The organism is Rhizobium bangladeshense, from assembly GCF_017357245.1.
GTDB classification, from domain to species: domain Bacteria; phylum Pseudomonadota; class Alphaproteobacteria; order Rhizobiales; family Rhizobiaceae; genus Rhizobium; species Rhizobium bangladeshense.
In genome coordinates, this window is record NZ_CP071612.1 from 2225542 (window position 1) to 2239997 (window position 14456).

At 64.8% G+C, this 14456-nt stretch carries 13 protein-coding genes; 5 read left to right on the plus strand and 8 right to left on the minus strand.

The window, feature by feature from the left end:
* Window position 1: 1 nt before the first annotated feature.
* The 4 genes from trpD to J2J98_RS10870 are packed head-to-tail and all read left to right on the plus strand — an operon-like array spanning window position 2 to window position 3559.
* Window positions 2–1018, plus strand: coding sequence for an anthranilate phosphoribosyltransferase (gene trpD, locus J2J98_RS10855; RefSeq protein WP_207601041.1), 1017 nt, complete (start codon window positions 2–4; stop codon window positions 1016–1018).
* 9 nt (window positions 1019–1027) lie between these two features.
* Window positions 1028–1840, plus strand: coding sequence for an indole-3-glycerol phosphate synthase TrpC (trpC, locus tag J2J98_RS10860; RefSeq protein ID WP_207601042.1), 813 nt, complete (start codon window positions 1028–1030; stop codon window positions 1838–1840).
* Between the two features lies 1 nt (window position 1841).
* Window positions 1842–2339 (plus strand): cyclic pyranopterin monophosphate synthase MoaC, encoded by a 498-nt coding sequence (moaC, locus tag J2J98_RS10865; RefSeq protein ID WP_207601043.1) that lies wholly within the window; start codon window positions 1842–1844, stop codon window positions 2337–2339.
* Window positions 2336–3559 carry a molybdopterin molybdotransferase MoeA gene (locus J2J98_RS10870; protein ID WP_207601044.1) on the plus strand — a complete coding sequence of 408 codons (1224 nt, stop codon included), beginning with the start codon at window positions 2336–2338 and terminating at the stop codon, window positions 3557–3559. Before moaC ends, J2J98_RS10870 begins: the two co-directional genes overlap by 4 nt.
* A 12-nt stretch (window positions 3560–3571) precedes the next feature.
* Here the strand turns inward: J2J98_RS10870 and J2J98_RS10875 are convergent, their stop codons facing one another.
* From J2J98_RS10875 to J2J98_RS10895, 5 genes are all read right to left on the minus strand, one after another.
* Window positions 3572–4231, minus strand: a complete 660-nt coding sequence (locus tag J2J98_RS10875) for a class I SAM-dependent methyltransferase (RefSeq protein WP_207601045.1) — start codon at window positions 4229–4231, stop codon at window positions 3572–3574.
* 44 nt (window positions 4232–4275) lie between these two features.
* On the minus strand, window positions 4276–6234 hold the full coding sequence (locus J2J98_RS10880; RefSeq protein WP_207601046.1) for a DEAD/DEAH box helicase: 1959 nt from the start codon (window positions 6232–6234) through the stop codon (window positions 4276–4278).
* Between the two features lie 98 nt (window positions 6235–6332).
* Window positions 6333–8189 carry a CHASE2 domain-containing protein gene (locus tag J2J98_RS10885; protein ID WP_207601047.1) on the minus strand — a complete coding sequence of 619 codons (1857 nt, stop codon included), beginning with the start codon at window positions 8187–8189 and terminating at the stop codon, window positions 6333–6335.
* A 5-nt stretch (window positions 8190–8194) separates the two neighbouring features.
* A complete protein-coding gene (locus J2J98_RS10890; protein WP_064713671.1) occupies window positions 8195–8713 on the minus strand; it encodes a FecR domain-containing protein in 519 nt (172 codons plus the stop codon).
* A 136-nt stretch (window positions 8714–8849) separates the two neighbouring features.
* Window positions 8850–9980, minus strand: coding sequence for a citrate synthase (locus tag J2J98_RS10895; protein ID WP_207601048.1), 1131 nt, complete (start codon window positions 9978–9980; stop codon window positions 8850–8852).
* 84 nt (window positions 9981–10064) lie between these two features.
* Between J2J98_RS10895 and J2J98_RS10900 the strand changes: the two genes are divergently transcribed.
* Window positions 10065–11153: a citrate synthase/methylcitrate synthase gene (locus tag J2J98_RS10900; RefSeq protein ID WP_207601049.1), complete on the plus strand. Its 1089-nt coding sequence runs from the start codon at window positions 10065–10067 to the stop codon at window positions 11151–11153.
* 57 nt (window positions 11154–11210) lie between these two features.
* Here the strand turns inward: J2J98_RS10900 and pyrG are convergent, their stop codons facing one another.
* From pyrG to tpiA, 3 genes are all read right to left on the minus strand, one after another.
* A complete protein-coding gene (gene pyrG, locus J2J98_RS10905) occupies window positions 11211–12839 on the minus strand; it encodes a CTP synthase (protein ID WP_064713653.1) in 1629 nt (542 codons plus the stop codon).
* A gap of 142 nt (window positions 12840–12981) precedes the next feature.
* Window positions 12982–13515: a preprotein translocase subunit SecG gene (gene secG / locus J2J98_RS10910; RefSeq protein WP_064710548.1), complete on the minus strand. Its 534-nt coding sequence runs from the start codon at window positions 13513–13515 to the stop codon at window positions 12982–12984.
* A 131-nt stretch (window positions 13516–13646) separates the two neighbouring features.
* Window positions 13647–14417, minus strand: a complete 771-nt coding sequence (gene tpiA, locus J2J98_RS10915) for a triose-phosphate isomerase (RefSeq protein WP_207601050.1) — start codon at window positions 14415–14417, stop codon at window positions 13647–13649.
* Window positions 14418–14456: the final 39 nt, after the last annotated feature.

Genomic DNA, 14456 nt, shown 5'->3' on the forward strand with positions numbered 1-14456 from the left:
TATGACCGATCTGAAGCCGTTCCTGGCCAAGGCCGCAAGCCGCGAGCCGCTGACGCGTGACGAGGCTCGCGACGCCTTCGACATCCTGATGTCCGGCCAGGCGACGCCCTCGCAGATCGGCGGCTTCCTAATGGCCTTGCGTGTTCGCGGCGAGACCGTTGATGAGATCGTCGGCGCGGTCACGACAATGCGGTCGAAAATGCTGACAGTCGAGGCGCCGGCCGATGCGATCGACATAGTCGGCACTGGCGGCGATGCCAGCGGCACCTACAATATTTCGACGCTGGCGGCGCTGATCGTGGCGGGCGCCAGTGTGCCCGTCGCCAAGCACGGCAATCGGGCGCTGAGCTCCAAATCGGGTGCGGCGGACAATCTGGCCGCACTCGGCGTCAATATAGACGTCGGCCCTGAGATCATCACGCGCTGCATCGCGGAAGCCGGGGTCGGCTTCATGTTCGCGCAGCTTCATCATTCCGCCATGCGCCACGTCGGCCCCTCCCGGGTCGAACTCGGCACGCGCACCATCTTCAATCTTCTCGGGCCGCTTTCCAACCCCGCCGGCGTCCGCCGCCAACTGCTCGGCGTCTTCTCGCCGCAATGGCTGGTGCCGCTTGCCGAAGTCATGCGGGATCTCGGTTCCGAATGCGTCTGGGTGGTCCACGGCGATGGCCTCGACGAAATCACCACGACCGGCCTCACCAAGGTGGCGGCGCTCGAAGACGGCAAAATCCGCACTTTCGAGCTGTCGCCAGCCGATTTCGGCGTTAGCCCCTGCATGCTCGCCGATATCAAGGGCGGCGACGGTGTCGCCAATGCCGCAGCGCTTCGCGAGGTCCTCGGTGGCGCACGGAATGCCTATCGCGATGTCTCGCTCGCCAATGCCGCCGCCTCGCTGGTCATCGCGGGCAAGGCCGGCACGATTCGCGACGGTATGGCGCTTGCCGCGCATTCGCTGGATAGCGGCGCCACGGCGCTCGCCCTCGACAAACTCATCGCCGTTTCCAACGATATCGATTAGGATTGGCCGATGACCGACATCCTGAAGAAGATTGAACTTTATAAGCGCGAGGAAATCGCTGCCGCCAAGGCTGGCGTATCGCTTGCCGACCTGAAGGCGATGCAGGCTGATCAGTCTGCGCCGCGCGGTTTTCACAAGGCGCTCGCGGCCAAGCGCGACGCAGGCCATTTCGGTCTGATCGCCGAAATCAAGAAGGCGAGCCCGTCGAAAGGCCTTATTCGCCCCGATTTCGACGTGCCGGCGCTGGCTGCCGCCTATGAAGCCGGCGGCGCCGCCTGCCTCTCCGTGTTGACCGACAGGCCGAGCTTTCAGGGCGCGCCGGAGTTTCTAACGGCCGCCCGTGCTGCCTGCGCCTTGCCGGCGCTGCGTAAGGATTTCATGTTCGAGACCTATCAGGTTCATGAAGCCCGCGCCTGGGGTGCTGACTGCATTCTGCTGATCATGGCGTCGCTGACCGATGACGATGCGGAGCGTCTGCAGGACGAAGCTTTCTCGCTTGGCATGGACGTGCTGGTCGAGGTTCACGACGCGCCGGAAATGGAGCGCGCGCTGAAGCTTTCCTCGCCGCTCGTCGGCATCAACAACCGCAATCTGCGGACCTTCGAGGTCAGCCTGACGGTCAGCGAGACGCTGGCCGCCATGGTTCCGGCCGACCGACTGCTGGTCGGCGAAAGCGGCATCTTCACCCATGCCGATTGCAAGCGCCTGCAGGCCGTCGACATCAATACCTTCCTGGTCGGCGAGAGCCTGATGCGCAAGGACGACGTGGCGGCTGCCACCCGCGCCCTGCTCTTTGGCGAAGCCGCCCTCGCGGCCGAATGACATGAGCGGCGAGAAGCCCGGCCTCACCCATATCGACGCCTCCGGCGAAGCGCACATGGTCGACGTTTCCGATAAGACCGAGACGGTGCGCATCGCCACTGCCGAGGGCCGCGTGAAGATGGCGCCGGAAACCCTTGCGCTCATCCGCCAGGGCAACGCCAAGAAGGGCGATGTGATCGGCACGGCGCGCCTTGCCGGCATCATGGCGGCAAAACGCACAGCCGATCTCATCCCGCTCTGCCATCCGCTGATGTTGACGAAGGTCGCGGTCGAGATCGAAGAAGATGCTGCCCTGCCCGGCCTGCGCGTCACGGCAACCGCCAAGCTGACCGGCAAGACCGGTGTGGAGATGGAGGCGCTGACGGCCGTTTCGGTCGCCTGCCTGACGATCTACGACATGGCCAAGGCCGCCGACAAGGCCATGGAGATCGGCGGCATCCGGCTGCTCCAAAAGTCCGGCGGCAAATCGGGCGATTTCCGTCATCCGGAGGCAAGATGAACCTCTTGCCCGTCGCCGAGGCCTTGGATCGCTTGCTCTCCCGCGCAAGGCCCGTCGCTGCGTCAGAGACGCTGCCGCTCGCCGAAGCCGAAGGCCGCGTCCTGGCGGCCGATCTGACGGCGCGCCTGACGCAGCCGCCCTTCAATGCTTCGGCCATGGACGGCTATGCGCTACGCGGCGACGACGCGCCGGAGCCGGGCGCCGTGCTGAAGGTCATCGGCACGTCCTCGGCCGGCCACGGCTTCGATGGAAGCGTGGGCAAGGGAGAGGCGGTCCGCATCTTCACCGGAGCGCCTGTTCCGTCCGGCGCCGACAGCGTCCTGCTGCAGGAGGATGCGGAGAAGATCGACGGCGGCATCAGAACCAGGTTTCCGGTGCGGCAGGGCCAGCATGTGCGTCCGCGCGGCCAGGATTTCACCGAAGGTGAAAGGGTGCTCTCTGCCGGCACTGTCCTCGATTTCTCCCGGCTGACGGTTGCGGCCGGCATGAACCGGCCCGATGTTGACGTGCTCCGTCGCCCGCTGATCGCGATTCTCGCGACTGGCGACGAATTGCTGCCGCCCGGAAGCACGCCCGGCCCTTCGCAGATCATCGCCTCCAACACCTTTGGTATCGCCGCCCTTGTCCGCAGAGCCGGCGCCGATGTCATTGATCTCGGCATTGTGCCGGACGACAAGGCCAAAATCACCGCGGCAGTCGACAATGCACGAGATGCGAAGGCCGACGTCATCGTCACGCTCGGCGGCGCGTCGGTCGGCGATCATGACCTGGTGCAGGCGACGTTGATCGAGGCCGGGATGCAGCTCGATTTCTGGCGCATCGCCATGCGCCCCGGCAAGCCGCTGATGGTCGGCAGCTTTGGCGAGACTCATGTGCTCGGCCTGCCCGGCAATCCGGTCTCGAGCCTCGTCTGCTCGCTGCTCTTTCTCGAGCCGCTGATCCGCAAACTCGCCTCGCTGCCGCCGGTGCAACGCGAGACAATGGTGGAGGCGGCCGTCGCCCTGCGCGCCAATGAGCACCGGCAGGACTATATCAGAGCGAGGCTTTCGAAATCGCCCGCCGGCGGCTGGCGCGCCGAACCCTTCGCCAAGCAGGACTCCTCGATGATGAAGGTGTTTGCGCAGGCCGACTGCCTCATTATCCGCCCGCCGCAGGCGCCGGAATTGCCGGCCGGAGCACCCTGCCCAGTCATGCTGCTGCGGCCGGATCATCTCGTATAGACTCGCCTTCGATCAGGAGAGCGAAAAAACGCCCGCTTGCACCGCGCCGCCGCTGTTCGCCGCGCCGAAGTCCGTCACCGCCCGAGTCGAGATTCGCCTGAGTTCTCGATGCGGCAGATAGGCCCGCTCGGGATCGCCGATCAGCACCTCGATGCCGCTTGCCTGGCAAAGCCGCAAGAAAGTCATCACCCGCAAGGCAAGCGAGGGATCATAGAAAAGATCGCCGACCACAAGGAGATCCGCCGCTTCCGGCGGCGGCGCATCGAGGATATCGGCGGCAACTGCCGAGATGGTGACGTTATTGATCGTCGCGTTGAGGCTGATCGCGGCAATCGCATTGGCATCGACATCGACCGCCATCACCGTCGCTGCTCCAGCCTTCGCCGCCGCAATGGCCACCAGTCCGGAGCCGGCGCCGAGATCGAGGACGCGGCGGCCGGCGACCATTTCCGGCCAGTCAAGCAGATGGCGGGCAAGCACTATTCCGCCAGCCCAGGGATAGGCCCAGTAAGGCGGCGCGTCGGCTTCTCGACGGCCGGCAAGCCGCCAGAGCCCGCTCGCAGGCCCGGCGGTGTGGAGCAGGATCTCGGGGATTGAGAGGACCGGCGAGATCGGCAGATTGGCCTTAATGAAGGCGGCCGGACCGACACGAGATAAGCCGGAGCGTTTCATCGTCGTCTGATCCTGCCAGTCAAGAAATCACGCGGCAATCAAAATCAACCGGACTTCTTCTTCGAGAATTTGCCTTTCGGCCCGGCGCCACTCTTACCCTCATGCTTGCCGCCCTCGAATTTCGGCTTGTCATATCTAGGCTTGTCGGATTTCGCGCCATTGTAGCCAGGCTTACCCGCCTTCTTGCTCCAAGGCTTGGCATCCCGTCGTTCGCCGCCGCCATTCTCGGCTGCTGCGGCATAACCGCCGCTCGAACCGTTGCCAAATTTGTTTTTCGGCCGCTCGTCGCGGAACGTCTCGCCCGGCTGTTCGTCGCGAGATGCCCTGCCGGCATAGGGTTTCGGCGATGGCGCTCGGCTGAAGTCAGGCGTGCCGGAAAGTCGCGTTACGCGGATGCCGCGTTCAAGCGCCTTGTTCGGGCCGAGGGCCTGCTGGAAGCTTTCGGCACTTGCCGCGGCGATCTCCACATAGGTTTCCTCGGGCTGCATCTTGATCGCGCCGATCTCGCGCTTCGTCACGTTGCCGTTGCGGCAGAGCATCGGGATCAGCCAGCGCGGCTCGGCATTCTGCTTGCGCCCGACCGAGACGGAGAACCAGACGCCGGGACCGAAATCCTCGCGCGGTCCCTTCTGTGCCGGCTCGTAAGGCGCGGCATTGTCGCGGCGCTTGCGGCTGCGGTCTTCGTAGACAGACACCTCCATGAGGTCTTCCGGCGCCGAATGGTTGGTGCGGTAAAGGCGCAGAAAAGCGGCGGCGAGCTTTTCGGCACCGTGACTGGAAAGAAGCTGCTGAACCAGGGCCTGCTCTTCCTCCTGCGGCGCTTCATGGAAAATCGGATCGGCAAGCAGCCGCTCGTCGTCGCGCTCGCTCACCTCCTCGGCAGACGGCGGCCGCGCCCAGGCGGCCGAGATGCCGGCATTCTCCAGCAGGCGCTCGGCCTTGCGCCGGGCATTCAGCGGCACGATCATGGCGCTAATGCCCTTGCGTCCGGCTCGGCCGGTGCGGCCGCTGCGGTGCAACAGCGTTTCCGGATTGGTCGGCAGGTCGGCGTGGATGACGAGATCGAGGCCCGGCAGGTCGATGCCGCGGGCGGCGACGTCGGTCGCGATGCAGACGCGGGCACGCCCATCGCGCATCGCCTGCAGCGCGTGGCTGCGCTCGTTCTGGGTCAGTTCGCCCGACAGCGCCACCACGGAGAAATTGCGGTTGTTGAACCGTGAGGTCAGGTGATTGACGGCCGCGCGCGTCGAACAGAAGACGATGGCGTTGGTCGCCTCGTAATAGCGCAGCACGTTGATGATCGCGTTCTCGCGGTCGCTCGGAGTGACGACAAGCGCGCGATATTCGATATCGACATGCTGTTTTTCCTCGGCCGCGGTGCTGATGCGCACCGCATTGCGCTGGTAGCTCTTGGCAAGCTTGGCGATCGCAGCCGGCACGGTGGCCGAAAACATCAATGTGCGACGCTCGTCCGGGGCCGAGTCGAGGATAAATTCCAGGTCCTCGCGGAAACCGAGGTCGAGCATCTCGTCGGCCTCGTCGAGCACAGCGGCCTTCAGCTCCGACATGTCGAGCGCGTGGCGGCGGATATGGTCGCAGAGCCGGCCCGGTGTGCCGACGACGATATGAGCGCCGCGCTCCAGCGAGCGGCGCTCGCTGCGGATGTCCATGCCACCGACGCAGCTGGCGATCACCGCGCCCGTCATCTCATAAAGCCATTCGAGCTCACGCTTCACCTGCAGGGCAAGCTCCCGCGTCGGCGCGATGACGAGTGCAAGCGGCGCGCCGGCAGCACCGAAACGCTCGCTGCCCTCGAGCAGCGTCGGCGCCAGCGCCAGCCCGAATGCGACGGTCTTGCCGGAGCCGGTCTGGGCCGAGACCAATGCGTCCGAAGCGGCAAGTGCCGGATCGAGCATCGCCTGCTGCACCGGGGTGAGTTCGGCGTAACCGCGCTTCTGCAACGCCTTGGCGATCGCCGGAACGACGCCGTTGAATTCTGTCATGGGTTCGATCTTTCGGAGCTGTCAGGCGCAAAATGCGCCATGGCCGGAGCCAGCCGGCGGGGTGTTTGCGCCGTTCCTAGCCGCTCCCGCAGCGATTGTCAAAGCGTGCGGCTTCGCCACAGCCAGGCGTCGATCTGGTTTGCCCGCCCGCGCAGCGTCGTTTCCAACGGACCCTCGATTCGGCCGGCGGTGAGGAGCACGCTACCAGGACCTGCTGCGCGCACGATTTCGGCGCTCAGCGCCAGCTCGACACCATGGCTGGCTGCGACCTCCATCAACCGGCTCCCGACATTTACCGTATCGCCCGCCGCCGTGATCTGCTGCCGGTCGCCGGTGCCGAGCCGCGAGGCGACGATCGGCCCGCAATGGGCGCCAACTTTGAAGCCGATCTTCTTCTCGGCAAGCCCCGCCTGCGTTCGAAGCCAGGCCCGGGTGCGCTCGCAAAGGCCGACCGCGCAGGCGGCGGCTCGGGCGGCATCGTCATCGGCGGGCTTCGGCAGGCCGAACAGGATCATCGCCCCATCGCCCATGAAGCTGGTAATGGCGCCGCCGTGGGCGCGCGCCTCCTCGTCGATCAGTTCGAAAAAGCCGCTCAGCACCTCGCTCACCTTGACCGGCCCGACGTTTTCGCTGAGGCCGGTGAAGCCCGAGAGATCGATGAAGACGACGGCGGCGTCCTGGCGCACTGGCGCGGCAAGGAAATTCGGATTGCGCGCCAGCCATTCGCCGAGACCCGGCGCCTCGATGCGCTGCAGCAGCGCGCTCTGTTCGGCGAAATGGCGGGCGCGGCCGCGATCACGCCAGAGCTCGGCCGCACCGAAGAGCAGCGCCGGCGGCAGTGCCGCGGCGATCGGTAGCGCCGCGCTCAGCCAGTAGCCATGGGCGAAGGCCGACAGATTGAGCATTGCCCAGACGACCAGCATCAGCACGATGATGAGATAGCCCGCAGAACTCCGCCGCCATGCAATCAATGAAACCAGCAGGAGCGGCAGGGCGACCGCAGTACCGGCATCGATCAGCCTGATCCTGTGGTCTCGCACCATCCCGTCGCCGGTGACGAGATGGGTAATCGCCGTCGACATGACCTCGACGCCGGGCATGACCGGATCGAACGGCGTCGGGAAGACATCGCCGCCGCCGGTGACGGTCGCGCCGATGACGACGATGCGGCCGGCGATCGCATCCGCCGGGAGTTTGCCGTCAAGCGCATCTGCGGCGCTTGATGTGGCGATGCTGCCGTGCCGGCCATAGAAGGTCACCGGCAGGCGCTGGCCGATATCTGTGGGAATGCGCAGCGTTCCGAGGAGGATGGCGTCGTGTTCGATCGTCGGATCGACACCGAGAGCCACCGAGGCGGCACGCAGCGGAAAAGCCGGGTCGAGCCGGTCTGCGGCGCGCGAGATCAGCGGAATGAAACGCGGCGTGCCGGTGTGGTCGGTGGCGACATTGACGACACCGACCGCCGCCGCGGCTGCAAAGCGCGGGAGCGGCAAGAGAAGCTGATCTGCCTCGGGAATGGCGGCAAGCGGATCGTCTGGCAAGTTGGTGACCCGCTGCCGGCTCTGCGCAAAGGTGGCCGCCGCCGCAATCACGCTCGGTCCCCCTTCAAGGGCTGCGGTCAGCGCCGTATCCCCCTCCTCCGGTCCCGGATCGACGAGCAGGATGTCGAGTGCCAGAGCCTTCGGCTTCAGAGCGTTGATCGCATTGACGAGGCGCGCCAGTGTCGCCCGATCAAGCGGATAGCCGTGGGCCGCCGCCGTACGGTCGTCGATCGCGACGATCGAGACGACGGGAGGCGGTGTATTTGATCCGACTACGATGCTGCGAATATCGGCGAGCGATGCCTCCATCCGATCGAGAAGGCCTATCCGGCCATTGAGATGGAGATAGCCGAGCACCGCGCCCCAAAGACCGGCGAGCAGCAGCGCGATCACGGTCAGCAGGCGATGGCTCATGGCATTTATTGGCCGAGGCGGGCAAGAAGGGCGGCGACGCGCGGCGCAGGCCAGCGACGCACGAGGAGGGGTTCGGCTCCGCTGGTCACATCGACGCCTTCGCCCGGTGTCAGCACCACCGGCTCGCCGACAGGCCGGCGCACAGCCACGCTGCCTCTGACGACGAGCACCGAAGTCTTGCCGCCTGCGACGTCGACGGCCCATTGCGTGCCACGCACGGCGGCGATCGCCTGCGGTGTCACCACCTGGAAACCACCCGTATGCTGGCTGCCGTCGACATCAACGAGGATGGCCTTGCGCCGCAGCGACGCCGAATCGGGACTGCCGTCGCCATTGCGGTCGGAGAGTCTGAAAGACGCGCCGGCTTCCGCCGTCACCTTCACGCCGCCGGGGCAACTAAACGTTCGGCGGGCGCCGGCATCGCGCGAGATCGCGCAGCCCGCAGATTGCGCGAGCGCCGCCTCATGCGGAATGAGCCCGGCAGTGAGCGCGGCGGCAAACAGCTTGCGAAACGTCATATTCATGGAAAGCCCCCGTGACCGGTGCGGAACTGCCTCTGCGAAAGCACCCGTCACCGTCTTCTTCCATGCGAGGCATGATAGCCGAATTCGGATATTTCCCTAGACGAAAAAACAGCCTGCGTATCTCAGGTGCTGCTCTTCATAAGGGCGCCGGTCCGGTATAACGCGCCCGTGGCCGGATTAATTCGCCGCTTTCGATCTGCTCCATCGCATGCGCAAGCCAGCCGGTGCAGCGTGCAAGCGAAAAAATGATGATCGGCGCCTCTCTCGGCAGATCGAAGGCGGACGTCATCGCCGCAAGCGCGAAATCGATATTGACCTTTTCGCCAACAATCTCCTCGCCCCTATCCCTGACTTCGGCGAACTGCGGCGGAAGGGAAAATTGTGAAAGCAGTGCCAGCGCCCTGATATCGCCGTCCGGATAGAGCGGGTGACCGAAGGCGGATAGGCGATTGCCCTGAGCAAGTGTGCGGCGGATCGCCTGCCCCGGACCGAGGGTGCAAGCCGCCTCGATCAACGCATCGACGCTCTGCCAGGCGGCGCCATGCAGAGGTCCCGTCAGGGTCGCCAGACCGGACAGCACGGCGGCCGACAGTGCCGCACCCGAAGAGGCCGTGACCCGTGCCGCAAAAGCCGAGGCGTTGAGTTCATGATCTGCAAGCAGCACCAGCGCGCGACGCAGGCAATCGCCGGCCTCCGGCCGCTGCCAGCTTGCCGCCAGCCTGAGATGCAGCGGTCGGTCCGAAGCGCCCGGCGCCAGCGCATCGGCGATCGTTGCGAGAATGCCGTGCGCCTCGCGCCGAAGTGCTGCCGGCGAGCGGCCAAGCGTCGGCAGGTCCGATGTCACCCGCCCGGCAAGCGCCAGGAACGCGGCCTGAAGCGATGGAGGAGCATGCCGGGCCGCAGCAGTGGAGGCAGGCATTTCCGCTCCATTCCAGAGCAATGCCGCCGTCTGCTCCAGCGTTGCCGTCTCGGCAAGATCAGCCACGTCATGGCCTCGATAAAAAAGGCGGCCGCCCGCGATGGTCGAGATCGCCGAGGAAAGAACGGGATCGCCCCAGCGGATCGTCCCGGCGGCGACCGTTTCCGCCTTGCGACGGCCCGCATGGCGAACTGCAAGCCGCTGCACGTCGGCGGCGTGATAGAGGCTGCGGCGCGGATCGGCGGGATCCGGCTTGGCACGGATGCGCCCTCGGCTGACATTGGCGTAGAGTGTCTGCGGTTTGGTCTTCAGCGCCTCCAGCGCTTCCTCGGCCGTTAGCCACGACATCACGTCCTCACATTGATCAATTGCGTCAAGATTGACGTCAATGAAACTAGGTCGGATCATCCTCGCCGTAAAGGAGAAAACATCATGCAGAACGGCTTGGAAGACGTGATTGCCGCCGAAACGCAGCTTTCGGATGTCGATGGCGAAGCGGGGCGACTGATCATCCGCGGTGTATCGCTGGATCATCTGGTGGCGGGCGGGACCTATGAGGGCGTGGCAGCCCTGCTGCTCGACGAATTGATGGAACGGAGCTTCGATGAAGCGCTATTGCGCACCTGGCTGGCGGAAGCCCGAGCAAGGGTTTTCATCCATATCGTGGCCGCCGACGCCGCCTTGTTCGCCTTGCCGCCGGTCGATGCGATGCGGGCGCTGATCGCCAGGCTGCCGGACGGTGAGGATTTCGACACCGCAATCGCCCTTCTGGCAGCCCCGGCGGTCTTCCTGCCGGCGATTCTCAGGCTGCAGCGCGGCGAAAAGCCGATCGCGCCCGACGCCTCGCTGTCGCAGGCGGCCGATATTCTGCGCATGCTGACCGGACGATTGCCGACCATAGAGCAGACGGCGGCGCTCGACACCTATCTCGTGACGATATCAGACCACGGTCTCAACGCCTCGACTTTCGCATCTCGGGTCATCGCCTCGACGCAGGCCGGCCTTACCTCTTCGGTCCTGGCTGCATTGAGCGCGCTGAAGGGACCGCTGCATGGCGGTGCGCCCGGTCCCGTCCTTGACATGCTGGATGCGGTGGCAACGCCGGAAAATGCCGGCAGATGGCTTGCCGACGCGCTCGATCGCGGCGAAAGGCTGATGGGCTTCGGTCACCGCATCTATCGCGTCCGCGACCCGCGCGCCGATGCGCTGAAAGGCACGCTGAAGCCTTTGATCGCGTCAGGCCAGGTCGACAGCGTCCGCGGCGAACTCGCCGAGGCCGTGGAAGCCGCTGCATTGGCGATCCTGAAGGCGCGCAAGCCGAACCGACCGCTCGACGTCAATGTCGAATTCTATACAGCGCTGCTGCTCGAAGCGCTCGGCTTCCCGCGTCAGGCCTTCACCGGGGTCTTTGCAATCGGCCGTACGGTTGGATGGCTGGCGCATGCCCGGGAACAGGCTCTCGACGGCCGGCTGATCCGACCGCGGTCAGTCTATATCGGGCCCTTGCCGGCCGCTGCCTGACAGTAGAATTGCGGATTGTCCAGACCGCGCAAACCGCCTGATCTGGCGCCGCATGCGTCAGACGAGACGGCTCTGTTCGGTCGCTGCTTCGATGAAGCTTGCAAACAGCGGATGCGGGTCGAGCGGCCGGCTCTTCAGTTCCGGATGATATTGCACGCCGATGAACCAGGGATGATCGGGATATTCGATCGTCTCTGGCAGTACGCCATCGGGCGACATGCCGGAGAAGACGAGGCCGCAGCTCTCGAGCCGGTCCTTATAGTCGATGTTGACTTCGTAGCGATGGCGATGACGCTCGGAAATATCGGTCGAGCCGTAGATCTCCGAGATCTTCGTGCCCTTCTTCAGCGCCGCCTTGTAGGCGCCGAGGCGCATGGTGCCGCCGAGATCGCCGGCTGCCGTCCGCTTCTGCAGCTCATTGCCCTTGACCCATTCCGTCATCAGACCGACCACCGGCTCTTTCGCCGGGCCGAATTCGGTTGACGACGCCTCCGGCACGTCTGCGAGATTGCGCGCCGCTTCGATGACTGCCATCTGCATGCCGAAACAGATGCCGAAATAAGGCACCTTTCGCTCGCGGGCGAAGCGCGCCGCATGGATCTTGCCCTCGGAGCCCCGCTCGCCGAAGCCGCCGGGCACGAGAATGCCATGCACCTTTTCGAGATAGGGTGCGGGATCTTCCTTCTCGAAGACTTCCGACTCGATCCATTCGAGCTTGACCTTGACGCGATTGGCAATGCCGCCGTGATGCAGCGCCTCGATCAGCGATTTATAGGCGTCCTTGAGGCCGGTATATTTGCCGACGATCGCGATTGTCACCTCGCCCTCGGGCGTACGGATGCGATTGCAGACCTCCTCCCACTGGTCGAGACGCGGCTTCGGCGCCGGCTCGATGCCGAAGGCGGCGAGCACTTCGTCGTCGAGGCCTTCCTTGTGGTAAGCCATCGGCACGTCATAGATGTTGGCCACATCGAGTGCCTGGATGACGGCGGACGGACGCACGTTGCAGAACAGCGAAAGCTTGCGGCGCTCAGCTTCAGGAATTTCGCGGTCAGCGCGCACCAGCAGGATATCGGGATGAATGCCGAGGGCCTGCAGTTCCTTCACCGAATGCTGGGTCGGCTTGGTCTTGAGCTCACCGGCCGCCGGGATATAAGGCATCAGCGTCAGATGGACGTAGACGGCGGTACCGCGCGGCAGATCGTTGCCCAGCTGGCGGATCGCTTCCATGAAGGGCATGGCCTCGATATCACCGACAGTGCCGCCGATCTCGCAGATGACGAAGTCGTAGTCCTTATTGCCCTCGGTCACGAAATCCTTGATCTCGTTGGTGACATGCGGAATGACCTGCACCGTCGCGCCGAGATAGTCGCCGCGCCGTTCCTTGTCGATAATGTTTTTGTAGATCCGGCCGGTGGTGATGTTGTCCGTCTTGGTGGCCGAACGCCCTGTGAATCGCTCGTAGTGACCGAGATCGAGATCGGTTTCCGCGCCGTCGTCGGTGACAAAGACTTCGCCATGCTGGGTCGGACTCATCGTGCCCGGATCCACGTTCAGATAGGGGTCGAGCTTGCGAAGCCGGACCCGATATCCACGGGCCTGCAGCAACGCTCCGAGAGCCGCGGCCGCAATTCCTTTTCCGAGGGAGGAAACCACGCCGCCAGTGATGAATACGTATCGCGCCATGGGCTTCACCGGATACCTTTTCAAAAACGATTCCACCAGCCCAAAAATTCTTTTCCAGAACTTTCGGAGTCTGACGGAGAATCTGCACAAAAGAAAACCGGCAGACCCGAGGGCCTGCCGGCGGTTTATGTCGAAGCCCGGTTTACTGTCCCGTCGGGACGCCGGAGGGCTGAGCTGGCGACGGCGCGGCTGGAGCTGCGGGCGTTGCCGGGGCAGTAGTCGTCGGAGCGGTTGCTGCCGGAGCAGTCGATGAAGGCGCGGTGGCTGCCGGAGCCTGGACTGCGGGAGCTTGCGCGGCAGGAGCCTGTGGTGCGGGCGCGGCCGCACCACTGCTCGGGACGCCATTGCCCGCCGGCTGGTTCGCCGGAGCCGGTGTGCCGCCGCCGAGCGAGTCGAGAATGCCGTTGCCCTGGCCGCTCGTCGCGGGGATGCGATTGAGAATGTCGCTCGGACGGCCCTCATAGCGCGTCAGTATGCCGAGGCCGAGCGAAGTGAGGAAGAACAGGGTCGCCAGGATCGCGGTCGTGCGCGTCAGCGCATTGGCAGTGCCGCGGGCCGACATGAAGCCTGAACCGCCGCCGATGCCGAGTCCGCCGCCTTCAGAGCGCTGGATGAGCACGACGCCGACGAGGGCGAGCACGATCATGAGATGGATGACAATCAATACTGTCTGCATGGGTCCAGTCCTGCCCGCCTGGAGGCGGACATAATTAAGAATTCTGGCGGCTCTTTACATGAGGCTCTCGCCTATTCCAAGCCCTTCGGCCCGGAATAAATAGACGTATGAACCGAGCAATGAACAATGCCTCAGGCGAGCAGCGCCTCATAGGCCCGGTAGATGGCGAGGAAGTCGGCGGCTTTCAAGCTCGCCCCGCCGATCAGCGCGCCGTCGACATTGGCGATGCCCATTAGTTCCCCGGCATTGGCGGGCTTTACCGAGCCGCCATAGAGAAGACGAATCTTGCGGCCTTCATCACCGAAGCGTGCCGCCATTTCGGAACGCATGAAGGCATGCGCCTTTTCCACGTCGCCTGATGTCGGCGTCACGCCGGTGCCGATCGCCCAGATCGGCTCGTAGGCGATGACCGTATTTTCGGCGGTCGCGCCGTCCGGAACCGAGGCGGAAAGCTGGCGCTTGATGACGTCGAGCGCCTGGCCGGCCCGTCGTTCGTCCGCCGTCTCGCCGATGCAGATGATCGCCGTCAGGCCGGCGGCAAAGGCAGCCTCCGCCTTGGCGCGCACCAGATGGTCCGTTTCGGCGTGATCGGTGCGGCGCTCGGAGTGACCGACGATCACATAGGTGCCGAAACTATCGGCGATCATTTCGGCCGAGATATCGCCGGTGTGGGCGCCTGATGCTTTCTGGTGGCAATCCTGGGCGCCGATCGCAAGCGGGCTGTCGGTGCAGAGCGCAGTCGCCACGTAGAGCAGCGTCGTCGGCGGGCAGATCAGCGCCTCGACCTTGCCGGCCAGCGGCGGACGAACGCCCTCGGCGATCGCCTTGATCTGATCCAGGGAGGCACGCGTGCCATTCATCTTCCAATTCCCCGCCACGAGCGGGCGCACGTCAGGTGTCATGCCGGCCTTCCACAAACTGCTTATGCCTGCGGCCATATC